Source organism: Streptomyces sp. NPDC058576, assembly GCF_042718715.1.
Classification (GTDB): Bacteria; Actinomycetota; Actinomycetes; order Streptomycetales; family Streptomycetaceae; genus Streptomyces.
Map to the genome: position 1 here is coordinate 75,668 of NZ_JBHXPF010000021.1, position 23,043 is coordinate 98,710.

A 23,043-nucleotide genomic window follows, 5' to 3' on the forward strand; every position below is an offset into this window, starting at 1 on the left:
GAACGCGGTCTTTCATTTCCGCTTTGCCAAATCATTACGCGGCCCTCGGCGCGTCGTACGGCGCGCCCACCCGGCCGGGTCGGACCGAGGGGGACCGGGCACCCCTCACCGCGTCGCCTACGCTCGACCCATGCGCCAGCGCCCCATCGGCACCGCCACCCGCGGGACCACCAACCCGAACCGGCTGCGCCGCATGGACCGCTGGATCGCCGACGCGCACGGGCCCGCCCTGCGCCGCGCCGGGACGCCCGTGGCCGTCGATCTCGGGTACGGGGCGGCCCCCTGGACCGCCGTCGAGCTGCTGGCCCGGCTGCGTACCGCCGAGCCGCGCACCGCCGTGGCGGGCGTCGAGATCGACCCGGAGCGCGTCGCGGCGGCGAAGCCGTACGAGCGCGAGGGGCTCACCTTCGTGCACGGCGGCTTCGAGGTGCCGCTCGCGGTGCGGCCCACGCTCATCCGGGCGGCGAACGTGCTGCGCCAGTACAACGAGGACCGGGTCGCCGAGGTCTGGGCGCGGCTGTGCTCCCGCCTCGCCCCGGACGGGCTCCTGGTGGAGGGGACCTGCGACGAGATCGGCCGCCGGCACGTCTGGGTGGCCCTGGGTCCCGAGGGGCCGCGCACGGTCACCTTCGCGACCCGGCTCGGCTCGCTGGAGCGCCCCTCGGACCTCGCGGAACGGCTGCCGAAGGCGCTGATCCACCGCAATGTGCCGGGCGAGCCGGTCCACGCGTTCCTGCGGGACTTCGACCGGGCGTGGGCGGCGGCCTCCCCGTACGCCTCGCTCGGCGCGCGGCAGCGCTGGATCGCGGCGGTGCGGGCGCTGGCCGCCGCTTGGCCGGTGACGGACGGGGTACGGCGGTGGCGGCAGGGCGAGGTCACCGTGGCGTGGGACGCCCTGCGGCCGAACAGCCCCTGAACCGTGGCCCGGAAGGGCAGAGATCGCCCGCTCCGTGAACATCCGGGAACATGCGGGGCCGTCCGGGAACGTCACGGGGGCATCATTCGTCCCAGTGAGTGGGATGCGGGGATGACGCGGATCGAGACATCGCGCGCACCGGGGGGCTTCCTGTCGAAGCGCCCCCGCGCGGGCGGTATGTGACGCGTCAGGTGCCGTCTGCCTCTGTTGCTTTGGGGGTCGGCGTGGCACGATCGCGACGTTGCCCAGAAGTTACTGACGGTACGTCAGATACGCGCCCGGAGGGGGAGCTCGTGAACCGACGGCACTGCGCCACTGCCGCCATCACGCTGATCTGTGCACTGGCCCTGCTGACGTCCACGGGCCAGGCCACGGCCGCCCCGGTCCCGGACCCCTCGCCCTCCCCGTCGTCCTCCTCCCCCGCCGACTCGCCGCAGCGCTACTCCAACGCGGACCTCGAAAAGGTCCGCGAGAAGATCGACACGCTGTACCGGAAGGCGGGCGCGGCGACGGACGCGTACAACCTCGCCGAGGAGCAGACGAAGAAGCAGTCCGGCGAGATCGTGAAGCTCGCCAAGGCGATCGTCGACGGCCAGGCGCGCATCGCCGCGCTGAAGGACCGGGCCGGCGCCCAGGCCCGTGAGCAGTACCGCAACGGCGGCCTGCCGCCCGGCGCGCAGCTGGCCCTGAGCAATGACCCGAAGCTGTTCCTGGACGGGATCAACAAGGTCCACCAGAGCCAGCAGGCCTCCAAGTCGCTCCTGACCGAGCTGAACCAGACGCAGCAGGACCTGGAGACGTACACCCAGGACGCCAGCGCCAACTGGGAGAAGCTGGAGACGAACCGGGTCGAGCAGGCCAAGGCCAAGAAGAAGATCAACGCCCAGATCAAGGCGGCGGAGAAGCTCGAATCGCAGCTGGAGGGCAAGGAGCGCGACCGGCTCCGCCGGCTGGAGCAGGACGCCGCGGACAAGGCGCAGACCGCCTGGCTCTCCTCCGGTGCCGTCAAGGACGTCAGCGGCGAGGCGAGCGCGGGCGGAGCGGCGGCGGTGGCCTTCGCGACGGCGCAGATAGGCAAGCCGTACGTCTGGGGAGCCGAGGGCCCTGGTTCGTACGACTGCTCGGGGCTGACCTCGCAGGCGTGGCTGGCGGCGAAGCGCCCGATCCCGCGCACCTCGCAGGAGCAGTGGCGGCTGCTGCCGCGTATCGACATCCAGGACATGCGCCCCGGTGACCTGATCATCTACCACGCCGACGCCAGCCATGTCGGGATGTACGTCGGCGACGGCGCGATCGTCCACGCCCCGCGCCCCGGCCGCGACGTCACGCTGGCGGGCGCGGGCTCGATGGAGATCCTCGGCGTGGTCCGCCCGGACAAGTAGCGACGCCGCGGGAGCGGGAGCGATCCGCTCGACGCGATCGGGCCCCGCCGGGGGCCGCGATCGGACCGCAGCGGGCCCGTGATCGGACCTGCGAGGCCCGTGATCGAGCCTGTGGAGGCGCCCCGTGATCGCCCCTGTGAGGCCCCGCGATCGGGCCCTGTGAGCGGGGCCACGCCGCCGTCGGTGGGCGCGTGATGTTTGTCATGGGCGCTTGCGCCCCGGTACGGCGGTCCATCGCGCCGGATCCGTGGCGGGACGCGGCTTATGACGGCGCATATGACAGGGGCCGGTCCCCGCGTGCCATTCCGTTCCCCCACCGCGGACCGCTATCGTCCCCGACTGGCGGATCGTCGATCGTCGACCCGCCGCGCCCTCGGGGGGAGGGAAGGAAACCTGAACCGATGCCCGTACCCGTACCGCAGCAGCGCTCCGTTCCCGCTGCGGAGACCTCGCACGGCGACCTCACCCTGCTGGTGATCGAGGACGACCCGGCGGGCACCACCATCACCGTCCCCGAGCTCTCGGCCGCGGCCGGGACCCGGGTCCGTATCCGTACCGCCCGTAACCTCACCGAGGCGGCGCGGCTGCTCACCGACGACGTGGACTGCATCCTGCTGGACCTGGCGCTGCCGGTCGCGGGCTCCGGTGAACCCGCCTCCGAGCGGGCCGACGAGCTGGCGGCCCTCACCCACGTACTCCGCATCGCCCCGCTGCACGCGGTCCTCGCGCTGACCGCCGAGGACGACACCGCTCTGGCGGCCGAGGCGGTACGCGTCGGGGCGCAGGACTACCTCTTCCGGGGCGAGCTGGACGCCCGCGTCCTGAGCCGCGCCATCCGGTACGCCGTGGAGCGCAAGCGCGCCGACATCGCGCAGCACCAGCTGACCGAGTCCCGGCTGCGCGCCCAGGAGAACGCCCGCCTGGAACGCGGCCTGCTCCCCACCCCGCTGCTGGAGGGCTCCGGACTGAGCTTCGCCGCCCGCTACCGCCCCGGCCGCAGCCGCGCCCTCCTCGGCGGCGACTTCTACGACGTCGTCCGCACCCCGGACGGCACGGTGCACGCGATGATCGGCGATGTCTGCGGCCACGGCCCGGACGAGGCGGCGCTCGGCGTCGAGCTGCGGATCGCCTGGCGGGCGCTGACCCTGGCCGGGCTGTGCGGGGACGAGCTGCTCTCCACGCTCCAGCAGGTGCTGGAGCACGAGCGGCAGAGCGAGGAGATCTTCGCGACGCTCTGCACGGTCGACATCGCGCCCGACGGGCGACGGGCCGGACTCTGCCTGGCCGGACATCCCGCGCCGCTGCTCGCCCGCCACGAACGGCCGGCGCGGCTTCTCCCGTACGAGGACGGCGGACCGGCGCTGGGGCTGCTGCCGCGGGCCCGGTGGCCGCGCCGCCAGGTCGAGCTGGGCGCCGCCTGGAGCCTGATGATGTACACCGACGGGCTCATCGAGGGGCGCGTGGGGACCGGCGGAAGCGAGCGGCTCGGCCAGGACGGCATGGTCTCGATGATCAACGGCCGGCTGGCGGAGGGCCTGACGGGCGACGAACTGCTGGAGACGGCGGTCGCCGAGGTGCGGGAGCTGAACGGCGGCGAGCTGACCGACGATGTGGCGGTCCTGCTGCTGGGCCGCGATCCGGAGCGGATACGACGATGGGGCGGCAGCGCACCGCGCTCCCACCCCGCGTCCGTCGACCGGCCGTCGTCGCCGCCCGCGAGGGCGGCGAGGGCTCAGCGCCCGCCGTTGTAGGGACCGTACGGTCCGTCACTGCTGGAGCCGCCCTTGCGGCCGCCGCCACCGCTGCCGCCCGAGACCTCCTTGAGCGCGGGACGCACGTCGACCATGAACACGATCGACGCGATCACCCCCGCGAGCTGCAGGAAGAGCATCGGGATGAGCAGGTTCACCGCGACGGCGACGCCGAGGATGATCAGCCAGAAGGACTTCTTCTTCTTGTCGGCGGCACGGTAGGCGTCCTCCCGGGCGGTCGCCGCGAAGACGAACGCGACCACGGCCAGCACCAGCATCGCCAGATAGAGCAGCTGGAGGAGTGAGCCGAATGCTGAGAGCAACATGGTGTGTACCGCCTAATGAGTGGATGAGCGCCCTGCGGCCGTGAAGGCCAAGGTACCGGGACAACGAGCCGGCCACCCCTAAAGGTGCCCGCCCCGCGCCCCGGTCACGCGTACCGCGCCCCGGAAGGCCCTGGGGAGGTCAGGCCTGTGGTGCCGGACCCCTGAAGGGTCACTTGCCGGCGGGCGGCGGGGTCTTCCTGGCCGCGGGCTTGCGCGGCGCGGGCGTCTTCTTGGCGGGCGCGGCCTTGGCCTCGGCGGACTTCACCGCGGCGGGCGCGGTCTTCGTCGCGGCGGGCTTGCCGGCGGGCGCGGTCTTCGTCGCGGCGGGCTTGGCCGGAGCGGCGGGCTTCACCGAGCCGGCGGCCGGGGCACTCTTGGCCTCACCCTTGGGCGCGGCCTTGGGCTCGGCCTCGACGACGGCGGCGATCTCGACGATCTCGTCGGCCGTCTCGCCGCGCCAGGTCCGTACGGTCTGCTCGCCGTGCTCGGCGACCTTCTCGTACGTCTCACGGGCCTTGATCGCGTACTCGGCGGCCACGCCCACGCTGCGGAGTGCCAGGTCCTGGGCGTTCTCGCCCAGCTTCTTCAGGTCGGCGGCGTCGAACGAACCGAACACCTCGGTGACCTTCGCCTGCACGGTGGCCTGGGCCTCCTTGGCCTGCGTGGTCACCTTCTCCTGGACGACCTTGGGGTCGGTGTTGCGCACGGCGTCGATCCGCTCGGGCGCCTCGGCCCGCAGCTGCTCGATCAGTGCCGGGACCTTGCGCGCCTGCTGCACGGCCAGGTCGGCCGTACCCGCGGCGAAGTAGAGGGGGGTGGGGTCGGTGAGGGTCTTGCGCAGGTCATCGGTGATGGCCATGACTGTGGTCCTCCCGGATCATCAGAACCAGCTGCTAGCTGTGAGGGTCTTGGTCTTTGGTGACGTCCGTACCGGCGTCGTCGCCGTTACGGGGCGCGGCATCGCCGCCCGCGCCGGTATCGGCGTCCGCGTTCACGCCATCGGCGGAGTCAGCGTCCGCGTCCGCCTTCACGTTCACGTCGGCGTTCGCCTCCGCGTCCGCGTCGGGCCCGGGGGCGAATCCGTTCTCGCGGCGGAAGGAGTCGTAGATCTGCAGCAGAACGTTCTTCTGCCGCTCGTTGATCGACGGATCGGCCAGAATGACCGCCCGCGTCTCCAGCTCCTCCCGCTCCCGCTCGTCGAGGATCCCCGCACGTACGTACAGGGTCTCGGCCGAGATCCGCAGCGCCTTGGCGACCTGCTGGAGCACGTCCGCGCTGGGCTTGCGCAGACCGCGCTCGATCTGGCTGAGATACGGGTTCGACACCCCGGTGGCATCGGCGAGCTGCCGCAGCGAGAGCTGCGCTGCACGGCGCTGCTCCCGCAGGTACTCGCCGAGATTGCCGACGTTGAGTGATGCCATGACCCGATAGTGCAACACCCTTGCTAACTTTTGCAAGCAGGTGCTTGCAAAAGTGTCGCGCGCCACCGGCTCGCTCAGGGGTCGAGCAGGAGCCCGAGGACGCGGGCGAACTCCACCGGCTCGGAGCTCGCGCCGAGGTGGTTGCCGGGCATGTCGATCAGAGGCAGCTCCAGAAGTCCGGCGAGTGCTCGCGTCGCCCGGCGCGCCATCTGGTGATGGCTCAGCGAGCCGGCGCACAGCGTCACCGGAACGCGGCGGATGGCCTCGACGTCGGGGACGTAGAAGACCGTGGGGCCGGCCATCCGCCCCAGGAAGTAGCGGTTCTTGTCGAGTTCCTCGACCGGTAGCCCGGGGAGCGCCAGATGGGCGGGGGGCGTCTGGTCCGGGCCGGTGTGATGGGCAGCGCCGCTGAGGTCGAAGAACTCCTGCACCGCCCTCTGAGGATCAGCCTCCGCGGCTTCGAACGCCGCTGCGGCTCGGGCCGCCAGGTCCGCGTCGTCCAGGAGGGACACCAGGGGCGGCTCATGCAGGACGGCCCGGCCGACCAGGTCAGGATGGTGCTTGCCCAGCTCCAGCAGCGTCACGGCACCACCACTCGTACCGACGAACAGCGCGGGCCCTCCGGTGAACCTGTCGACCAGTGCGGCAAGGTCCTCGGCAAGGACCTCGGGGGTGGGCGCGGCCATCCCCTCGACCGCACGGCTGGCATTGATCCCACGCGGATCGTGGGTGACGACGGTGAACCGGCCGGCGAGCTCATGCGCCAGCGCCGCGAAACCGGCCCGCCCCGCCGGCGCGCCGACGAGGAACAGCAGGGGCCCCTCACCCTGGACGTCGAAGGCGATCGTGCAGTCCGGTCGGTCGAGAAGGCCCACCGGACTCGTGATCCGATCACCGAAGTCCGCGATCTTCCGAGTGATCACATCGAGCGCACGGTCCAGCTCCTCGCGCCGGTCGCGGACGCGACGGCGATGGGCCGTCAGCAACTCCACCCGGAGCCTGGCCGGATCGGCCGCCTTGTCGTCCGCGCCGGTGAACTGCGCGATATCGGCCAGGGGCATCCCCGTCTCACGGAGATGCACCAGCATGCGGATCAGCTCGACGTCCGCCGTCGCGTACTGGCGACGCCCCGCACGGTCGCGCCGTGGAGACGGCACAACCCCCTGACGTTCGAAGTACCGCAACGTGTCGGGCTCCAGACCGACCCGCGCCGAGACCTCCGCGATACCGAACAGCTCATCTGCCTCACTCATCCCTCAAGCCTCGCCCCTGGACCTCGGTACAGGTCAAGCGATCGTCGGCCGACCACGGCTCCGACGAGATCCTGGCGTCCGGGGGCAACCGTCACCGCTCGGCCCGGCGGACTCCCGTGCAGGCGAGGACCCCGCTCGCGTCGTCGGCGAGGAAGATCATGAAGGTCCACGCCCGGTCCGGCGTGCGGATGCGGCCGGTCCTGACCCGAGCGGCTCCGAGCCGGGTGAGGATGTCGACGGCGGACGGCAGGGCGAGAGTCCCGGTACCGCGCTTCCTCGCCCGTCGGAGGCGAGCCGCGTAGATGTCCGCGAGTTGCCGGGCGGGAACACCGCCGTCCCAGACGACGAAGTCCCCTCCGTCGAGGAGCGCGGCTCTGGCGGGTTCGCAGGCCGTGGTCCGGCCGCCCAGCATCCCGGCGAGTTCCGCCCGTTCCACCCGTCCTCCTCCTCTTCCGCGGTGCCCGCTGTCCGCTCTTCGTCGTCCGCTCAGTCGTCGACGTGGGGTTCGCGCCGGGTCGGTTCGGGCCGGGTCCACAGCGTGAGGTCGCTGCTCGTGGCGACTGCGAGGGTCCGGCCGGAGGGGGAGAACCCGGCTGCGCGGAATTCCGAGTACGTGGAGTGGAAGATGTGCCACCACCTCCCCCCGGCCGCCGATCCCGTGTGCGCCCCGCCCCCGGCGGAGAGGATCACGCGGTCGTGGGGCCACTCGGGGCTGACGACGTCCACGACCCAGCCGTCCGGCGTGGTTCTGTGCAGGCCACCGCCGTACAGCCCGGCTATCCGCACCGGGACGCCCGCGATCGGGCCGAGCCCCGGGCAGGTGAGGTCCGGGTCGTCGTCGGGGGTGCTCGTCCAAGGGTCGGGATCCCGGTCGCGGGCGGTCTTCTCACCGGTGACCGCGTCGAACAGTCCGTGGCCGTCGCCGGACACGACCATGACGAGGTCGTGGCCGCTGTCGGGATGGACGGCGAAGCCGATGCCGAGGAGGCCACCGATGGGCGTCCTGCGGTCCAGCACCGGCCGCCACGGATCCGGGGCCGGCACGACAGGGGCGGCGATGTAACGCTCGCGCAGCTTCTGCTGGTACTCCGTGATCAATTCTTCTCCTCGGCGCGCGGCGCGGCTGAGTTGGGAGCTCAAGCGTATGTACGTCAGCGATGAGCATCCCGGCGGGGGGCTTTCCCGGTCGGTTCTGGCTTCGGCCACCGCGCCGGCGTTCCGCTCACCTTCTGTCCGGTACAGGTGCCTGTCTGTCGGGAATCGAGCCCTGGATCTTGCTCCGAAGATCGTTCTGTTGGAGGCTGAAGCATGCCCCATCACCCGACATTCGTCTTTGTTCACGGAGCCTTCGCGAACGCGTTCTCGTTCGCGCCGCTGCAGGCCGAACTCGCCCTGCTCGGGCACCGCTCGGCCGCGGTCGACCTTCCGGGCCACGGCTTCGAAGCGACCTTCCCCGCCGCCTACCAAGCGCCTCAGGATCTCGAAGGCCTCGCCGCGGAACCGGGTTCCATCAAGGGAGTCACGCTCGCGGACAACGCGGCCCGCGTGATCCGGGCCCTCGAACGGGCCAAGCGGAACGGGCCCACCGTCCTCGTCTCCCACAGCCGGGGCGGCGTCACGGCCACCGCCGTCGCCAACGCCCGGCCCGACCTGATCGACCGGATCGTCTACGTCTCCGCCTGGTGCCCCGTCGACCTCGACGTGGGCGACTACTACGCCGAGCCGGAGATGGCCGACGTCGACGCGGGCGCCCTGGCCCTCGCGCTCGTCGGTAACCCGGCCGAACTCGGGCTGCTGCGAGTCAACTTCCGTACGTCCGAGCCGACGGCGCTCGCCGCGTTCAGGCATGCGTTCGCCGCCGACCTCACCGATGACGAGTTCCGGACCTTCCTCAACACCTTCCAGCCCGACGAGAACCTCGACGTCGGTACGTCCGCCGACCGGGCGCAGGCCGCGACCTGGGGCCGGATTCCCAGGACCTATGTGCGCCTGGCCGCCGACACCAGCCTGCCGCCCGCCGTGCAGGACCGCATGATCCGCGAAGCCGACGCGCTCACACCCGACAACCCCTTCGACGTCCGGACTCTCGAAGGCAGCCATCTGCGCTGGCTCGTCCACCCCGAGCAGGCCGCCGAGTTGCTCGCCGGCCTGCACCCGGGCCCCACCCCGCTCTGACCCCCCGTACGGAGCCGTCGGAGGTGGACCCCGCCACCTCCGCCGGCGTGAGCCCGGCGGCCGGCCACGTCGGCATCGAAGGCCACCGCAGGAGAACAGGCATGACTACGCACCGCACCCCCGGCGACGCCCCGGCCTCCGCTCCCGCCTGCCGCACCTTCGACGCCGTGCTCTGCGATCTCGACAACGTCGTCCGCTTCTACGACACCGCCCCGCTCACCGCCCTGGAGCGGGCCGCCGGGCTGCCCGAAGGCACCACCACGGACATCGCGTACGCGCCCGAGGTCGATCTCCCGCTGCTCCTGGGCCGGATCACCCCGGACGCCTGGGTGGAGTCCGTCGTCGCAGGGCTCGCGGAGCGGGTCGGGCCGGAGCGGGCCCGCGAGCTGGGCCGGGCGCTCGCGGACGCGCCGTTCCGGGCCGACGAGGAGGTGGTGGCGCTGCTCCGGCGGGCCAGGACGCACGTCCCCCTGGTGCTCGTCACCAACGCGACCCTCCAACTGGACGCGGACCTGGCCCTGCTGGGCCTCACCGACCTGGCTGACGCGGTCGTGAGCAGCGCGGTGGAGCAGGTGGCCAAGCCGGACCCGGCCATCTACCGCATCGCGGCCGAGCGGGCGGGCGTACCGATGGAGCGGTGCCTGTTCGTGGACGACCGCCAGGAGAACGTCGACGCGGCCGCCGCCCTCGGCATGACCGCCGTCCTCTACCGCGAACCGGCGGACCTGCGAGGGGCGTTGGGGCCCTGCGCGGAGCAGGACCCGCAGCCGGGCCGGGAACGCTGAGCCCCATGGACCGGGAACCGGAAGCACTGGCCGGCGGACTGGCCAACGCCGGAGCCGTCCTCCGCCACGGCGACACCGTCGAACGCCCCGCTCCCCCGCACGTCGCTCCGCTGCACGCCCACCTCCGGGCGCTGCGGAGGCAGGGGTTCGACGGCCTGCCCGTGCCCCTGGGAGTCTCCGCCTCCGGGCGGCGCGAGCGGCTCTCGTACGTCCCCGGCGAGGTTTCCGTCGCCCCGCATCCGCCCTGGACCTGGACGGACGAGGCCCTGCGCTCCGTGGGGGCACTGCTCCGGCGGATGCACGACGCGGCGGCGGCCGTTCCGTTCGACCGTGCGGCCGGCTGGCCCTCCGACCTGGCCGACCCGGAGGGGGCGACGGCTCCCGGCGCGGTGGTCTGCCACAACGATGTGTGCCTGGAGAACGTGGTGTTCCGGGGCGGTCATGCCGCCGCCCTCATCGACTTCGACCTGGCTTCGCCGGGGCGCCCGGTGTGGGACGTGGCCATGACGGCGCGTTACTGGGTGCCCATGCGGGGCCGCGCCGGCCTGGACCCACCGCACCGCCTGCGTCTCCTGGCCGACAGCTACGGACTGGGGCGCGTGGACCGGACCGTGCTGCCTCGGGTGATCGAGCAGGCCACCGCGGTGTGCCGGGGGTTCGTCGAGCGGCGAGTGGAGCTAGGGGACGCGGCGTACACGGCGGCGTACGAGCAGAGCGGGCGTGCGGAGTGGGACCGGCACCAGAGCTGGCTGGCAGACCATCGCCGCGCACTTGCCGCCGCCCTCCTGGCCGGGCACTGACCGTCACCCTCCACGCCGCGCGTTGACCGCCGCGCGCCGGCCGCCCGCCCGCGCGTGTCCGGCCGCCCGGGCCCGCGAGCGGGCTCCCTCAGCCGCGCCGCTGCGGCTCCAGGCCCGTCCGCAGTTGGACGAACGCCTGCTCGGCCGACTGCACCGCGCCCGCGTAGACCCGGTCCGCGCTCTCCCCGGCGTCGATCCGGCGCCAGTTCTCCAGGGCCAGGATGCGCAGGACCGCGATGATCTGGCCGGCCGCGAGACGGTCGGGGACTTTGCCGCCCAGGGCGCGGGCGAGCGCCGTCTCCGAGCGGCCCTGGTAGGCGTGCAGGCGGGCGACCAGGGACGGGGTGCCGTACAGCAGGCGCAGGAAGGCCAGGACCTCGGGGATGTCGCAGAGGCCGGTCACCGGGTCGCGGCGGTCGAGGCCGGCGAGGAAGTTGCGGCGCAGGGCGTCCAGCGGGGTCTCGTCCGGGGAGCGGCCGGTGACCACCCGGGCGGCCTCGTCCTCGTGGTCGGCGAACCGGTGCAGGACCAGGTCCTCCTTGGCGGGGAAGTACCGGAACAGCGTCGGCTTGGAGATGTCCGCCGCGGCCGCCACCTCCGCCACCGAGACCTTGTCGAAGCCCCGCTCCAGGAACATCGTGACGGCCGCGTCCGAGACCGCCTGGTAGGTCAGCCGCTTCTTGCGCTCCCGCAGACCGCCCCGCGCCGGCCCGCCGCCGATTCCGGCATCCACACCCGCACCCGCATCCGCACCGGTTCCGGTTCCGGTTCCGGTTCCGGCACTGTTGCCGTTCCCGGCTTTCTCTCCACTCATGACCATGAAGCGTACGCCCTTGATCTCAAGCGGACTTGACGCCGACGTCCGGGGCAGGGGAGCCGTCGGCCGCCTTCCGGATCAGCGCCTCCACCCCGTCCAGCAGCACACCCATGCCGAAGGTGAACTCGTATTCGGGGTCGTCCGGTTCGCTCATCACCCCGGACTCCAGCAGCCGGGCGATCCCCGCATGCCGCTCGGGGTCGACCAGCCGCCTGAGCGTGCGCTCGTAGGACGCCGTCACCTCTTCGGGGGAGACACCGCGCGCGGTCACGGCGGCGGCCAGATCGCTCATCAGGAGCGCCTCGCTGCGGACGAAGTTGGAGATCAGCAGGATGACCGAGATCTTGTCGCCCTCGTCGAGCCCGCTGCCCTCCAGCGCCTGGAGCCCCTGCTCCCACCAGGCGAGCGAGTTGGGGGTAACGGGCGGGCCCCCCACCGGGATCCGGAGCACCCAGAGGTTGGCGCGGAACCGGTCCCGCTGCGCGGACGCCCACTCGGTGAGCGCCGCGCGCCAGCCCGCTCCGGCCTTCAGCGCGGCCAGCGGCTCCGGCGGGCCGACGGCCGTCTCCTGCATCAGGACGTACAGCTCGTCCTTGGCGGAGACGTAGCGGTACAGGGACATCGTGGACGCGCCGAGCTCCTGGGCGACCCGGCCCATCGACACGGCCGCGAGCCCGTCGTCCGCCGCGACGCCCACCGCCGCGGCGACGATCCGCTCCAGGCTCAGTCCGGGCTTCGGGCCCTTCGCCGGGCGGTCCCGCAGCCCCCAGGCCGCCTCCAGGCTGGCCGGGAGGTCACCGCCGCCCGCGCTGTTCTTGTCCGTCACCACATCCCCTTGCCCGGCTTCTCGTCCGCGGCGCCGGCCTGCCCCCGCACCCCCGTGCGCCTTGACCCCATCCTAGAGATGCGTAAAGCTTACGCAATAACGCGTATGGCATACACAGAAGGGGACTCCGAGATGACCGCCCCGAACCGACCGAGCGGAAATCCCACCGCCGCGACCGCCGCCCCTGCCGCTTCCGCCGCCATCGAGGCGTACGGCCTCACCAAGTCCTACGGAAAGCCCGCCGTCCGCGTTCTCGACGGCATCGGCCTCCAGGTCGACCGCGGCACCGTCTTCTCCCTCCTCGGGCCGAACGGGGCCGGCAAGACCACGGCCGTGCGGATCCTCGCGACGCTGACCGCGGCCGACTCCGGCACCGCCCGCGTCGCGGGGTACGACGTCGTCACCGAGCGGAGCGCGGTACGCCGGTCGATCAGCCTCACCGGGCAGTTCGCCGCCGTCGACGAGACCCAGACCGGCGAGGAGAACCTGCGGATGATGGCCCGGCTCACCGGGCTCTCCCGGTCCGCCGCCCGGCGCCGGGCGGCGGAGCTGCTGGAGCGCTTCGACCTCGCCGCGGCGGCCCGCCGCCCTGTCCGGACGTACTCGGGAGGCATGCGCCGCCGCCTCGACCTGGCCGCCGGGCTCGTCGGCTCACCGGAGCCCGGGGTGTTCTTCCTGGACGAGCCGACCACCGGTCTCGACCCGCGCAGCCGTCAGGAGCTGTGGGAGGTCGTCCGCGAGCTGGCGAATCGCGGGGCGACCGTCCTGCTCACCACCCAGTACCTGGAGGAGGCCGACCGCCTCGCCGACCGCATCGCCCTGCTGAACCACGGCCGGATCGCCGCCGAGGGCACCGCGGCCGACCTCAAGTCCCGCGTCGGCGGACACCGTCTCGACCTGGTCCTCGCCAGCAGCGCGGCCTACCTCCGGCTGGCCGGCCGGGCCGTCCACCACTCCCCCGAGACCCTGACGCTCGGCCTGCCCACCGACGGCTCGGCGGCCCAGGTGCGCGCCCTGCTCGACGAGATCGACCCGGCGGGCCGCGAGGTCGAACGCTTCAGCCTGCACACCGCGACCCTCGACGACGTCTTCCTGACCCTCACCTCGAACGCGCCCACGCCCCGGAACCCGACCCCGACCTCGGCCCCGGAGGCGTCCGCCCATGTCTGACACCGCCGTCCAGCGACGAGCCCCGGCCCGGCAGCCCGACGGGGCCGCGGAGGACCCCGGGCGCGGGCCCGGTCCGCTCACCCACACCGTCGTCATGGCCGCGCGTGCCCTGCGCATCAGCAGCCGCAACACCGACGCGCTGATCACGTCCCTGGCTCTGCCGATCATGCTGATGCTGATCTTCGTCTACTTCTTCGGCGGCGCGATCGACACCGGGACGGACCACGACTCCTACGTCATGTACGTCGTCCCGGGCGTCCTGCTCCTGTCCGCCGGGTTCGGCGCGGCGACCACCGCCACCGCCGTCAGCGAGGACATGAAGGGCGGCATCATCGACCGCTTCCGCTCCCTGGACGTGGGCGGTACGCCGGTGCTCGCCGGACACGTGGCGGCCAGCACCGTCCGCAACCTCTGCGCCACCGCCCTGGTCTTCGGCGTCGCGCTGCTGATCGGCTTCCGCCCCGCCGCCTCCTGGAGCGGCTGGCTCCTGGTGGCCGCCGTGCTGGTCGCCTACATCGTCGCCCTGTCCTGGATCTCGGCGGCGATCGGCCTGCTCGCCCGGACCCCGGAGGCGGCGAGCGGCTTCACGTTCTTCATGTCGTTCCTGCCCTACCCGAGCAGCGCGTTCGTCCCGACCGACAAGATGCCGGACTGGCTGCACGGCTTCGCCGACCACCAGCCGGTCACCCCGGCCATCGAGTCCCTGCGCGGGCTGCTGCTCGGTCAGGAGGTGGGCAACACCCCCTGGATCGCGCTCGCCTGGGCGGCGGGGATGCTCGCCGTGGCGATCAGCGCCTCGGGGGCGCTGTTCCGGATCCGGACGCGCTGACCGCCCGGGCCGGCCGGAGCTCCAGTGCTCCGGCGCTCTCCCGGCCCGCTCAGAACACGTCCGGGCACCAAGGCCGCCGGCCCGTGCGGAACACCGCGTCCGCCGTCGTCGCCGCACCCGGCCGCAGCTCCTCCACCCGGCCCAGGTCCACCAGCCGCCGCACGGACTCGTCGCCCAGATACAGGGTGGCCAACTCCGTCACCCCCAGGGCCAGATCGGCGCTGCGGGTGGTCGGGGTGCAGCGCGCGCCGGAGTCCGAGACGTCCAGCAGGAAGCGGCCCCCGGCCAGCCCCGCGTCGTCCCGGACGTCGAGGACCAGCGACGCTCCGACGGCGTACGTACGGGCCTCCAGGGCGCGCGGCACGTCCAGCATCCGCAGCCACAGCCAGTCCGTGTCGGTGACGATCCGGGCCGCGCGCGGGTCGGGGAGCAGCAGCGGGAGCAGGGCGTCGGGGGCGCGGTAGCCCGAGCGGACCGTGGCGATCCAGTCGATCGAGCAGAGGTAGTGCCACAGAGCCCGCTCGGCCGCCGGGTTCAGCGCGATCAAGTCCCTTACGGAGGCGGTGTTCTGCGGCTGATTGCCGTCGCCCCACTTGTCGTCCGCGTCGTACACCAGCAGGCCGTCGGCTGTACCGTCGGCGGCTCGGTGCACCACGTAGAAGGGCTCGGTCCACTTGTCGTGCTCCGGGCGCGGCCCGGTCCCCGTCCGCTGCCGCCACCAGCGCTCGTCACGGGTGACGATGCCGGGCTGCCGGGCCGCGAGCGCTCCATGCACCTCGGGGCCGATCTTGCGGACGTCGGCGCCGTCCACCATCTCGATCCGGCCGCCGTCCGCCGGCTGCCCGGAGCGTCGCGGGTCGAGGCCGGCCCGGTGCACGGAGACCTCCCACTCGGCGGTCCGGGCGGCGGGGCCGAAGCCGTACCGCCCGTAGATCGGGTACTCCGCGGCGATCAGCGAGGCGACCGGCTCGCCGCGCTCCTTGGCCGCCGCCAGGTCCGTCGCCATCATCCGGCTGAGCAGTCCGCGACGGCGGTGCGTGGGCGCCACCGTGACCCCGCTGACCGCGTCGGCGGTCACGGTGGCCCCGCCGACCACGGTCAGCTCCTGGGCGAACGAGCGGAACGTCGCCACGCAGCGCCCGGCCTCGAAAGCGCCCTGGACACGGGAGAGATCGGTGTCGGCGAGCCGGTCCGCGACATCGTCCTCACCCGGCCTGCCGGGCGTCAGGAAACCGTTCTGCACCGCCCTCAGCCAGTCGGGGTAGTCGGACGCGGTGACGGTGCGGACATCAAGGCTCATTCCTCCACGCTAAGCAGGCACGGCTCAGAATGTCGCGCGAATTTCCCCGACCTCCGCCGCCCCGCCGAGCAGCGGAGATCGCCCGATCCTGGCGACCACCGGCGCGTCCACGCCCAGCAGTCCCAGGGCGCGGGCGAGCACCGGGCCGAGCGCCCGGACCGACCCGTCGTCGATCTTGAAGGCGAGGGCCCGGCCGTCGGCCAGGGCGACGGCCTGGACCGCCTCGGCGCCCATCTTCGAGAGCGTCCCGGGCACCTCGCGCATCAGCCAGGTGTCCGGACGCCGGGTGCCCGCGACGTACTCCGGGTGGGCACGCATCGCGTCCGCCACCCGGCGCTCGGCGCTCCCGGGCTCCGCCAGCACGAAGGACCGGAAGGCGCGGGCGAGGCCGGTCAGCCCGATCGCCATCAGCGGGGCCCCGCAGCCGTCCGTGCCGACCGAGGCGACGGGCTCGCCCGCCGCCTCGGCGACGACCTGGCCGACGAGCTGCTGGAGCGGGTGGTCCGGGGCGAGGTAGGTGGCGGTGTCCCAGCCGTTGCGGACGCAGACGGCGAGCATCGCCGCGTGCTTGCCGGAGCAGTTCATCGTGATCCGCTCGCGTACGTTCCCGCTCGCGAGGTAGGCCTCCGCCTCCACCGGGTCCAGCGGCAGGTCCGGCGGGGTCTGCAGGTCGGCGGTGGTCAGTCCGTGCTCGGCGAGCATCTTCCGCGCGAGATCGAGGTGGAAGGGCTCACCGGAGTGGCTCGCGGCGGCCAGCGCCAGCCGTTCGCCCGAGAGGTCGAGTCCGGCCCGCAGGATCGCGGCGGCCTGCATCGGCTTGTTGGAGGACCGGGGGAAGACCGGCGCCGCCGGGTCGCCGATCGCCCGTTCCACGCTGCCGTCGGCGGCCAGCAGGACCAGCGACCCCCGGTGGTGCCCCTCCGTGAACCCGGAGCGCACCACCTCCGCCAGCACGGGCGGGGCGGGTGCCGGGGCGGGGGATATGACGGACGGGGCGTCGGGCGACGTCATGGCGGCCTTCCGGGGACGGGGGTGCGGGACCCGCGCCCGGAAGGGTCGCTTCAGGCGAGCAGGTCGTCCACTTGTGCTTCCCCGTCACGGTACCTGCGGGCGATCTCCGCGCCGCAATCGTCGGCCGTGCGCTGAAGCTCGTGACGACGCCGGGAGACCTGCTGTTCACAGCGGACGAGCCGCCCCATCGCCGTGTGCAGTTCCTCGTCCGTCCGGGCGTCCAGGTCGGACAGCTCGACCTCGGCGAGGTTCTCGGCGGCGAGCTGCCGGAACTCGTCGCCGCGCGGCGTCGTCAGCGTGACGTGCCGGGCGGAGGTGCGGTGCCGGGACGGGGTGTCGGTCAGGATCTCCGAGAGCCGGCTCACCACCGCCGCGTCCTCCACCGGGGCCTGCGGATCCCGGCGGCGGGCCAGTTCGGCGCGCAGGATGTCGATCCGGCCCTGCACCAGCCGGCGTACGTAGCTGAGATCGGCCTCGTCGCGCTGGGCGTCCCGGCGCAGCGTCCGCAGTTCCGGCAGCCGCAGCCCGCCGAAGCCCGCGTCGCCGCCGGCCTGCTCCGGCACGGTGGCGGGCGCGTTGGCCGGTGCGGGCGGCAGCACGGGACCCTGCCCTGGCAGACTGCGCTGTACGGGTGACCGCAGGGTGCTGGTGCGGTGACGTGCGCCCGGTACGGCACCGGGAGATTGTCCGGCTCCATATGTACTCATGCTGTTCCGTCCCCTCGACCGGTGCGTCGGCACACCGACATCGTGCATCGTGCCACCCCGCGAGGGGCCGACGCAGGTGCTCTGTACCCGTTCAGCCCAAGATAGGTTGGTCTGTATGCGTGCAGTGGTACAGAGAGTGGATGGCGCGAGCGTCTCCGTCGCCGGTGCGACGGACGATCCCTCGGCACCCGGAATCGTCGGGGAGATCGTCGGCGAGGGCCTGTGTGTGCTGGTCGGGGTCACCCATGACGACACCCCTGAGAAGGCGGCGCAGCTGGCCCGCAAGCTCTGGTCGGTGCGCATCCTGGAGGGCGAGAAGTCCTGTTCGGATATTAATGCGCCCCTCCTGGTGATTTCTCAGTTCACTCTCTACGGGGACGCCCGCAAGGGCCGCCGGCCCACGTGGAACGCCGCGGCGCCGGGCGAGGTCGCCGAGCCGCTGGTGGACGAGGTCGTGGCGCGGCTGCGGGCGCTGGGGGCGCACGTGGAGACGGGCCGGTTCGGAGCGGACATGCGCGTCTCGCTCACGAATCACGGCCCGTTCACGGTGATCGTCGAGGTGTAGCCGTACGGCCGCAGTCTCGGGAAGACGGCTACGGCTCGACGACCGTCTCCTGGGCCGCCGCCGTGTCCCCGGCGATCAGCTCCGCGTCGACGGCCACGTTCCGCTTGACCAGGGCCAGGGCGATCGGGCCCAGCTCGTGGTGGCGGGCCGAGGTGGTGATGAAGCCGAGCTGGCGGCCCTCCTGGCCGTCGGCGGCCAGGCGTACCGGCGTCCCGTGGCCGGGCAGGTGCACCTCGCTGCCGTCCAGGTGCAGGAAGACGAGCCGGCGCGGCGGCTTCCCCAGGTTGTGGACGCGGGCCACGGTCTCCTGGCCCCGGTAGCAGCCCTTCTGGAGGTGGACGGCGGTGCCGATCCAGCCCAGCTCGTGCGGGATGGTGCGGTGGTCGGTCTCGAAGCCGACGCGCGGCCGGTGCCCCTCCACGCGCAGCGCCTCGTACGCCAGGATCCCGGCGGCGGGCCCGTTGGCGGCGGCGTACGCCTCCAGCTCGGCGCGCGGCAGGAACAGGTCGCGGCCCTGCGGGGTCTCCCGCACGGCCACACCCTCCGGGACCTCCGCGATGGAGCCGGCCGGGAGGTGGAGCACCGCGAGGTCCGCGGTGCGGTCGGCGACCTCGACCCGGTAGAAGAACTTCATCGACTCCAGGTAGGCGATCAGGTCGGCCTGGGTGTCCGGTTCGACGTGCATCCACACGGTCGTGCCGTCGTCCACCAGATACATCGCGTGCTCGATGTGCCCGTTGGCGGACAGGATGAGGGACTCGGTGGCCTGGTGCGGGGCGAGGTCGCTGACGTGCTGGGTGAGCAGCAGGTGCAGCCAGCTCAGCCGGTCGTCGCCGGTGACGGCGACGACGCCCCGGTGGGAGAGGTCGACGAAGCCGTTGCCGTCGGCGAGGGCGCGTTGCTCGCGGAACAGGTCGCCGTAGTGCGCGGCGACACCTTCGTCGCGGCCTTCGGCGGGGACGGCGCCGGGCAGGGACAGCAGGGGGCTCTTCATGCGCCCAGCCTACGACTTGGCGGAAGCGTCCTTCGCGGCCGTCTTCGCCGCTGTGCAGTCCGCGCAGCGGCCGAAGATCGCGAAGTGCTTCATATCGGTGTCGAAGCCGAAGTCGGCGCGCAGCTTCTCGGTGAAGTCGGCGACGACGGAGATGTCCGCCTCGACGACGTTCTCGCAGTCCCGGCAGACCAGGTGGATGTGGTGGTGCCGGTCGGCCAGGTGGTACGAGGGGGCGCCGTGGCCGAGATGCGCGTGGCTGACCAGCCCGAGCTCCTCCAGGAGCTCCAGGGTCCGGTACACGGTGGAGATGTTCACGCCGGACGCGGTCCTGCGCACCTCGCACAGGATGTCGTCCGGAGTCCCGTGCTCCAGGGCGTCGACCGCCTCCAGCACGAGCTGACGCTGAGGCGTCAGCCGGTAGCCGCGCTGCCGAAGATCGGTCTTCCAGTCGGTGCTCACCACAGGGCCAGTGTAGGGCGGAGCGAGCGCCGACCGGCAGGACCCGTTGCTCAGGGGCCGGCCTACTTGAAGAACGCGATGCCGTCGTCCGGCATGTCTTCGAGGTTCCGCGCCATCTCGGCGACCTCTTCCGGGGTGACGACCTTCTTCAGGTGCGCCGACATGTACGGGCGCAGCTCGACCTCGGGGGTGGCCTTCTCGCCGACCCACATGAGGTCGCTCTTGACGTACCCGTAGAGCCGCTTGCCACCGCTGTACGGGCCGGAGGCCGCGGTGCGGGCCACCGCGTCGGTGACGAGGTCGATCTGCGGCTTCTGGTCGGCCAGCTCGCCGTACCAGATCTCGATGACGCCCTGGTCGCGGGCCATGACGACCTCGACCTTGCGGTCCTTGTCGATGCGCCAGTAGCCGGTCTCGGTCTCCAGCGGCCGGACCTGCTTGCCCTCTTCGTCCAGGACCCAGGTGCGGGAGACGTACTCCAGGAAGTCCCGGCCGTCGTGGCTGAAGGTGACTTCCTGGCCGAAGTTGCACTTCTCGGCGCCGGGGAAGTCGGACACACCCGCGCCCGCCCAGTTGCCGAGGAGGAAGGCCAGCGGGACGAGGTCCGGGTGGAGGTCGGACGGAATCTCGATCATGAGCGGCTCAGACGATCTGTGAGGGTGCGAGGGGTGGGCGGGGAACCGTTGGGGCGCCGAGGGTCAGCGCTGGCCCTGGTACAGCTTCTTCACGGTGATCGCGGCGAAGGCGGTGACGCCCACGCAGACCAGGATCAGCAGGGCGGAGAAGAATGCCTCAAGCACAGGGGGCTCCTCGTGACGAGCGGGTGGCGGCGGTGACAGGGCCGGGCCCCCAGCCTAATGGGTGGGGGCCCGGCCTTCTCGTCCAGGTGTCGGCCGGCGCAGCTGCCGCGGGGCTCAGGAGAGCAGCTGGTTCTGCAGGATCAGCGTCTGCTGGAAGGGGATGCGGGGCGTCTCCCGCTTCCCGGGACGCTCGTGCACGATGAGGGCCATCGTGTCCCCCGCCAGGGTGTACGCCTGCCGGACGTGCTCGGCCCCGAAGGGCGCCTGCTCGGCGAAGACGAACGAGGAGAGGTTCTCGAAGTCGTTCTGCGAGCTCCAGGAGCCGTCGATCTCGGTGGTGTCCGTGCGGGCCAGCGGCGTACCGGCCGAGGAGCCCACGTTCAGGTCGTCGATCATGCCGCTCGCGAACGCCGTCGAGTTGAACCGCACCAGGTAGATCCGGGACGTCGTGCCGTCCGGCATGGTCCAGCCGCGTGCCGCGATGTGGCGCGGCGCGGAGTCCTTCAGGAGCTGGGACACCGACGGCCGGTCCTGCTGCCGGTAGGCGTCGAGGAACGTCTCCGTGGAGATCCAGCCGCCCGGCAGCTTCTTGTCCGGCACCGCTCCGGCGGGGGCCGGGAGCAGCAGCTCGCGCAGGTCGGCGTGGTGGATCTCGGCCGGGTTGCCGGCCCCGAACGGCCGGGGCGAACCGGCCGGGAGCGCGGGCAGGGACAGTTCCGGGTAGTCCCAGCGTCCGTCGCTCGCGGTGGCGAGCCCGGGGACGTCGGTCCGCTCCAGGGAGGCGATCCCGAAGGCCGTACCGGTGCCGAGCACCCCGAACGCCAGGGCGGCGGCGGTCCACCGGGCCACGGCGCGCAGGACCCGCCGGGGCGGCTTCGGCGACGTGTCGGGCGCGTAGGACGCCTCGGGCGGGAGGACGGGCGGCGCGAACACGCTGACCGACGGCGGTGCTTCGGGCATCGCGGGCGTCCCGGTCGCACCGGGGGCTACTGTCTGCTCGCTCATATGTACTCCCCCGGGGACGCGATGTGGTCGAGCTGGTCCTTCACCAGATCCGCGACGTCGGACGGGCTGAACGGATCGCGGCCGTTCGCGTCGACGGTGACCGAGACCTCTCCCTCGTACGCGACGCAGGTGACGCCGTCGAGGGTGTCCTTGTCGCCCTTGGGCAGCCGGTAGCAGGTGGCCTTCTTGTGGCCGTCGATCGAGGGCCCCTTGCGGAAGACGTCGAAGGAGTCCAGCAGCTCCTTGCGGTTCACGTACGACGTGCGGACCGCCCGCTTGTCCTGCATCTTCATGATCTGGACGTTCACGACGAGGTCGTTGGCGTCCGAGGTGTACGAGCGCTGCGCGATGCCCCGGATACGGAGCTTCTCGACGTACTTGTTCAGTTCGCGGCGGTCCTTCCCGGCCAGGCCGCGCCCCATCTCCTTCATCGCCGCGGCGGCCTTGGCCCCGCTCGTCTCGCTGTCGTTGCCGAGTTCGCCGATGTCCGGGCCCAGCCGGTAGCCCTTGGGCACCGGGAGCAGGAGCTTGGTCAGCTCGGTGTCGTGGCGGCCCGGGGCCGGACCACTCGCCGAGTCCTCGTCGGAGGGCATGTGCTCCACGTCCAGGACGGTCGTGGCGACCGTCCGGTCCGCGGTGTCCACGGTGTTCTTCGTGTAGGCGGCCGCGCCGCCGACCGCCCCGAGCACCAGGACGACGGGCAGCGCGGTCAGCACCACCCGGCGCATCCGGCGGGCGGGGGCGGGGGCGGGCACGGGTGCGAGGGGCGTAGCCGGGTCGGTCGCGCCGGTGGCGGGGTTCGTTTCGTCGTCGTTCACAGCCGCTCCAGCTGTCGCTCGGCCAGCGTCCGGATGTCCTTCTTGCCGATCGGGACGGTGTCGTAGATGTTGATGTCGAGGACGATGTCACCGCGTACGGCCAGAGCCCTGGCCCGGTACGACGGGAGGTATCCCGCCTTCCGCTCGACCGGGTAGAGGAAGTAGCGGCCCGCACGGCTGCCCTTGATCGGGTCCCCCGAGTTGCCCGCGCCGTCCTCGTCCCACGGCATGTACATCAGCTGGTCGCCGAAGTGCTCCGCCGCGCCGTGCCGGTCGCCGGAGCGGAACTGCAGCAGTTGGACACCGGTCTCCCGTTGCTCCCCCTGCCGCCACGCGACCGAGGCGACCCGGCGCAGTTCGAGCTCGGCCAGCGACTCGAACATGAAGTGCGGGTCCTCGTAGTACGTCTCGGCGTACTGGTCGAGCGGCTCCCAGCCGTCGTCGAGCCCCAGCTCGTCGGTGAGTGTCTTCTTCGCGCCCTTGGGCCGGTCGACGAGCAGCTCGCGCAGGTCGCCGTCCGTCCTGACCTGCCGGTCCTGGGCTGCGGGCAGAGTGTCCGGAACCCGGTCGGCGGACAGCGGCTTCGCCGGGTAGCCGACGCCGGGCTGCGACAGCACGGCCAGGGGCGTCGGCGCCCGTTCGGCCTGGATGCCGTAGCCCACCGCCGTCCCGCCCGAGATCCCGAGCAGCGCCGCCGCCGCGATGATCAGCGTCGTACGGCCGCGCGGCCGACGACGTGCGGGTGGATCTCCCGAAACGGGCGGCTCCACCGGCGCGGGCGGCACGGTCGGCCGGCCTTCCGGCGCGGCGGGAATGGTGTCGTTCGGTTCCAAAAGGGTCCCCCCAAGAGACCTGAGGCGCGGGTTCCCTTACCTGCGCGCACAAGTGACCCCCAGGTCAGCGAGGAGGTTGCGTCCCGGACGATTACAGTTC

Annotated in this window: 26 protein-coding genes; 9 read left to right on the plus strand and 17 right to left on the minus strand. The window is 72.4% G+C overall.

Annotated features, from left to right (window positions below):
* Positions 1-130: 130 nt before the first annotated feature.
* The 3 genes from ACFWRV_RS17225 to ACFWRV_RS17235 all read left to right on the plus strand — a co-directional run bounded on the left by ACFWRV_RS17225 (position 131) and on the right by ACFWRV_RS17235 (position 4,049).
* The gene (locus tag ACFWRV_RS17225; RefSeq protein ID WP_384334989.1) at positions 131-916 is read left to right on the plus strand and encodes a class I SAM-dependent methyltransferase; all 786 of its coding nucleotides are present in this window, start codon (positions 131-133) and stop codon (positions 914-916) included.
* Between the two features lie 293 nt (positions 917-1,209).
* Positions 1,210-2,298, plus strand: a complete 1,089-nt coding sequence (locus ACFWRV_RS17230; protein WP_384334992.1) for an NlpC/P60 family protein — start codon at positions 1,210-1,212, stop codon at positions 2,296-2,298.
* Between the two features lie 401 nt (positions 2,299-2,699).
* Entirely contained in the window at positions 2,700-4,049 is a 1,350-nt protein-coding gene (locus ACFWRV_RS17235; protein WP_384334995.1) for a PP2C family protein-serine/threonine phosphatase, read from the plus strand.
* Here the strand turns inward: ACFWRV_RS17235 and ACFWRV_RS17240 are convergent.
* The 6 genes from ACFWRV_RS17240 to ACFWRV_RS17265 all read right to left on the minus strand — a co-directional run bounded on the left by ACFWRV_RS17240 (position 4,031) and on the right by ACFWRV_RS17265 (position 8,147).
* Positions 4,031-4,375 (minus strand): DUF2516 family protein, encoded by a 345-nt coding sequence (locus tag ACFWRV_RS17240; protein WP_384334998.1) that lies wholly within the window; start codon positions 4,373-4,375, stop codon positions 4,031-4,033. The genes ACFWRV_RS17235 and ACFWRV_RS17240 overlap by 19 nt on opposite strands.
* Before the next feature lie 169 nt (positions 4,376-4,544).
* Positions 4,545-5,234 carry a hypothetical protein gene (locus ACFWRV_RS17245; protein WP_384335001.1) on the minus strand — a complete coding sequence of 230 codons (690 nt, stop codon included), beginning with the start codon at positions 5,232-5,234 and terminating at the stop codon, positions 4,545-4,547.
* 34 nt (positions 5,235-5,268) lie between these two features.
* Entirely contained in the window at positions 5,269-5,796 is a 528-nt protein-coding gene (locus ACFWRV_RS17250) for a helix-turn-helix domain-containing protein (protein ID WP_384335004.1), read from the minus strand.
* 74 nt (positions 5,797-5,870) lie between these two features.
* A complete protein-coding gene (locus tag ACFWRV_RS17255) occupies positions 5,871-7,049 on the minus strand; it encodes an alpha/beta fold hydrolase (protein ID WP_384335007.1) in 1,179 nt (392 codons plus the stop codon).
* A gap of 91 nt (positions 7,050-7,140) precedes the next feature.
* Positions 7,141-7,485, minus strand: coding sequence for a hypothetical protein (locus tag ACFWRV_RS17260; RefSeq protein WP_384335010.1), 345 nt, complete (start codon positions 7,483-7,485; stop codon positions 7,141-7,143).
* 50 nt (positions 7,486-7,535) lie between these two features.
* On the minus strand, positions 7,536-8,147 hold the full coding sequence (locus ACFWRV_RS17265) for a hypothetical protein (protein WP_384335012.1): 612 nt from the start codon (positions 8,145-8,147) through the stop codon (positions 7,536-7,538).
* A gap of 210 nt (positions 8,148-8,357) precedes the next feature.
* Between ACFWRV_RS17265 and ACFWRV_RS17270 the strand changes: the two genes are divergently transcribed.
* From ACFWRV_RS17270 to ACFWRV_RS17280, 3 genes are all read left to right on the plus strand, one after another.
* Positions 8,358-9,224, plus strand: a complete 867-nt coding sequence (locus tag ACFWRV_RS17270; protein ID WP_384335015.1) for an alpha/beta hydrolase — start codon at positions 8,358-8,360, stop codon at positions 9,222-9,224.
* 101 nt (positions 9,225-9,325) lie between these two features.
* Positions 9,326-10,009, plus strand: coding sequence for an HAD-IA family hydrolase (locus ACFWRV_RS17275; RefSeq protein WP_384335018.1), 684 nt, complete (start codon positions 9,326-9,328; stop codon positions 10,007-10,009).
* Between the two features lie 5 nt (positions 10,010-10,014).
* Positions 10,015-10,809, plus strand: coding sequence for a phosphotransferase (locus ACFWRV_RS17280; protein ID WP_384335021.1), 795 nt, complete (start codon positions 10,015-10,017; stop codon positions 10,807-10,809).
* A gap of 88 nt (positions 10,810-10,897) precedes the next feature.
* Here ACFWRV_RS17280 and ACFWRV_RS17285 read toward each other — a convergent pair whose 3' ends face one another.
* Both ACFWRV_RS17285 and ACFWRV_RS17290 read right to left on the minus strand, forming a co-directional pair.
* Complete coding sequence (locus ACFWRV_RS17285; protein WP_384335024.1) at positions 10,898-11,629, minus strand: TetR family transcriptional regulator; 732 nt, start codon at positions 11,627-11,629, stop codon at positions 10,898-10,900.
* A gap of 19 nt (positions 11,630-11,648) precedes the next feature.
* The gene (locus ACFWRV_RS17290; protein ID WP_384335027.1) at positions 11,649-12,452 is read right to left on the minus strand and encodes a TetR/AcrR family transcriptional regulator C-terminal domain-containing protein; all 804 of its coding nucleotides are present in this window, start codon (positions 12,450-12,452) and stop codon (positions 11,649-11,651) included.
* A 132-nt stretch (positions 12,453-12,584) separates the two neighbouring features.
* On the opposite strand from ACFWRV_RS17290, the gene ACFWRV_RS17295 reads away from it, so the two are divergent.
* Together ACFWRV_RS17295 and ACFWRV_RS17300 are read left to right on the plus strand one after the other, a co-directional pair.
* Entirely contained in the window at positions 12,585-13,622 is a 1,038-nt protein-coding gene (locus tag ACFWRV_RS17295; RefSeq protein WP_384335121.1) for an ATP-binding cassette domain-containing protein, read from the plus strand.
* Complete coding sequence (locus tag ACFWRV_RS17300) at positions 13,615-14,451, plus strand: ABC transporter permease (protein ID WP_384335030.1); 837 nt, start codon at positions 13,615-13,617, stop codon at positions 14,449-14,451. Before ACFWRV_RS17295 ends, ACFWRV_RS17300 begins: the two co-directional genes overlap by 8 nt.
* Positions 14,452-14,500: 49 nt before the next feature.
* Here ACFWRV_RS17300 and ACFWRV_RS17305 read toward each other — a convergent pair whose 3' ends face one another.
* The 3 genes from ACFWRV_RS17305 to ACFWRV_RS17315 are packed head-to-tail and all read right to left on the minus strand — an operon-like array spanning position 14,501 to position 17,469.
* Positions 14,501-15,751, minus strand: a complete 1,251-nt coding sequence (locus tag ACFWRV_RS17305; protein WP_384335033.1) for a GNAT family N-acetyltransferase — start codon at positions 15,749-15,751, stop codon at positions 14,501-14,503.
* A 24-nt stretch (positions 15,752-15,775) separates the two neighbouring features.
* A complete protein-coding gene (locus ACFWRV_RS17310) occupies positions 15,776-16,762 on the minus strand; it encodes an asparaginase (protein ID WP_384335036.1) in 987 nt (328 codons plus the stop codon).
* Between the two features lie 50 nt (positions 16,763-16,812).
* Positions 16,813-17,469: an ABC transporter substrate-binding protein gene (locus tag ACFWRV_RS17315; RefSeq protein ID WP_384335039.1), complete on the minus strand. Its 657-nt coding sequence runs from the start codon at positions 17,467-17,469 to the stop codon at positions 16,813-16,815.
* A gap of 115 nt (positions 17,470-17,584) precedes the next feature.
* On the opposite strand from ACFWRV_RS17315, the gene dtd reads away from it, so the two are divergent.
* Complete coding sequence (gene dtd, locus ACFWRV_RS17320; protein ID WP_384335042.1) at positions 17,585-18,034, plus strand: D-aminoacyl-tRNA deacylase; 450 nt, start codon at positions 17,585-17,587, stop codon at positions 18,032-18,034.
* 28 nt (positions 18,035-18,062) lie between these two features.
* Here the strand turns inward: dtd and ACFWRV_RS17325 are convergent, their stop codons facing one another.
* The 6 genes from ACFWRV_RS17325 to ACFWRV_RS17350 all read right to left on the minus strand — a co-directional run bounded on the left by ACFWRV_RS17325 (position 18,063) and on the right by ACFWRV_RS17350 (position 22,943).
* A complete protein-coding gene (locus ACFWRV_RS17325; RefSeq protein WP_384335045.1) occupies positions 18,063-19,028 on the minus strand; it encodes a YgfZ/GcvT domain-containing protein in 966 nt (321 codons plus the stop codon).
* 9 nt (positions 19,029-19,037) lie between these two features.
* Positions 19,038-19,490: a Fur family transcriptional regulator gene (locus ACFWRV_RS17330; protein WP_384335048.1), complete on the minus strand. Its 453-nt coding sequence runs from the start codon at positions 19,488-19,490 to the stop codon at positions 19,038-19,040.
* Between the two features lie 59 nt (positions 19,491-19,549).
* Positions 19,550-20,122 carry an FABP family protein gene (locus tag ACFWRV_RS17335; RefSeq protein ID WP_137234855.1) on the minus strand — a complete coding sequence of 191 codons (573 nt, stop codon included), beginning with the start codon at positions 20,120-20,122 and terminating at the stop codon, positions 19,550-19,552.
* A gap of 279 nt (positions 20,123-20,401) precedes the next feature.
* Positions 20,402-21,292 carry a hypothetical protein gene (locus tag ACFWRV_RS17340; RefSeq protein ID WP_384335052.1) on the minus strand — a complete coding sequence of 297 codons (891 nt, stop codon included), beginning with the start codon at positions 21,290-21,292 and terminating at the stop codon, positions 20,402-20,404.
* Positions 21,289-22,110: a hypothetical protein gene (locus ACFWRV_RS17345; RefSeq protein WP_384335055.1), complete on the minus strand. Its 822-nt coding sequence runs from the start codon at positions 22,108-22,110 to the stop codon at positions 21,289-21,291. Before ACFWRV_RS17345 ends, ACFWRV_RS17340 begins: the two co-directional genes overlap by 4 nt.
* A complete protein-coding gene (locus tag ACFWRV_RS17350) occupies positions 22,107-22,943 on the minus strand; it encodes a hypothetical protein (protein WP_384335058.1) in 837 nt (278 codons plus the stop codon). Before ACFWRV_RS17350 ends, ACFWRV_RS17345 begins: the two co-directional genes overlap by 4 nt.
* Positions 22,944-23,043: the final 100 nt, after the last annotated feature.

Bases quoted from the DNA above. Each gene is read 5' to 3' on its own strand.
- ACFWRV_RS17225 (WP_384334989.1), top strand. From the start codon at position 131: ATGCGCCAGCGCCCCATCGGCACCGCCACCCGCGGGACCACCAACCCG.
- ACFWRV_RS17235 (WP_384334995.1), top strand. From the start codon at position 2,700: ATGCCCGTACCCGTACCGCAGCAGCGCTCCGTTCCCGCTGCGGAGACC.
- ACFWRV_RS17240 (WP_384334998.1), bottom strand. From the start codon at position 4,375: ATGTTGCTCTCAGCATTCGGCTCACTCCTCCAGCTGCTCTATCTGGCG.
- ACFWRV_RS17245 (WP_384335001.1), bottom strand. From the start codon at position 5,234: ATGGCCATCACCGATGACCTGCGCAAGACCCTCACCGACCCCACCCCC.
- ACFWRV_RS17250 (WP_384335004.1), bottom strand. From the start codon at position 5,796: ATGGCATCACTCAACGTCGGCAATCTCGGCGAGTACCTGCGGGAGCAG.
- ACFWRV_RS17255 (WP_384335007.1), bottom strand. From the start codon at position 7,049: ATGAGTGAGGCAGATGAGCTGTTCGGTATCGCGGAGGTCTCGGCGCGG.
- ACFWRV_RS17270 (WP_384335015.1), top strand. From the start codon at position 8,358: ATGCCCCATCACCCGACATTCGTCTTTGTTCACGGAGCCTTCGCGAAC.
- ACFWRV_RS17275 (WP_384335018.1), top strand. From the start codon at position 9,326: ATGACTACGCACCGCACCCCCGGCGACGCCCCGGCCTCCGCTCCCGCC.
- ACFWRV_RS17280 (WP_384335021.1), top strand. From the start codon at position 10,015: ATGGACCGGGAACCGGAAGCACTGGCCGGCGGACTGGCCAACGCCGGA.
- ACFWRV_RS17285 (WP_384335024.1), bottom strand. From the start codon at position 11,629: ATGGTCATGAGTGGAGAGAAAGCCGGGAACGGCAACAGTGCCGGAACC.
- ACFWRV_RS17295 (WP_384335121.1), top strand. From the start codon at position 12,585: ATGACCGCCCCGAACCGACCGAGCGGAAATCCCACCGCCGCGACCGCC.
- ACFWRV_RS17300 (WP_384335030.1), top strand. From the start codon at position 13,615: ATGTCTGACACCGCCGTCCAGCGACGAGCCCCGGCCCGGCAGCCCGAC.
- ACFWRV_RS17305 (WP_384335033.1), bottom strand. From the start codon at position 15,751: ATGAGCCTTGATGTCCGCACCGTCACCGCGTCCGACTACCCCGACTGG.
- ACFWRV_RS17310 (WP_384335036.1), bottom strand. From the start codon at position 16,762: ATGACGTCGCCCGACGCCCCGTCCGTCATATCCCCCGCCCCGGCACCC.
- ACFWRV_RS17315 (WP_384335039.1), bottom strand. From the start codon at position 17,469: ATGAGTACATATGGAGCCGGACAATCTCCCGGTGCCGTACCGGGCGCA.
- dtd (WP_384335042.1), top strand. From the start codon at position 17,585: ATGCGTGCAGTGGTACAGAGAGTGGATGGCGCGAGCGTCTCCGTCGCC.
- ACFWRV_RS17325 (WP_384335045.1), bottom strand. From the start codon at position 19,028: ATGAAGAGCCCCCTGCTGTCCCTGCCCGGCGCCGTCCCCGCCGAAGGC.
- ACFWRV_RS17335 (WP_137234855.1), bottom strand. From the start codon at position 20,122: ATGATCGAGATTCCGTCCGACCTCCACCCGGACCTCGTCCCGCTGGCC.
- ACFWRV_RS17340 (WP_384335052.1), bottom strand. From the start codon at position 21,292: ATGAGCGAGCAGACAGTAGCCCCCGGTGCGACCGGGACGCCCGCGATG.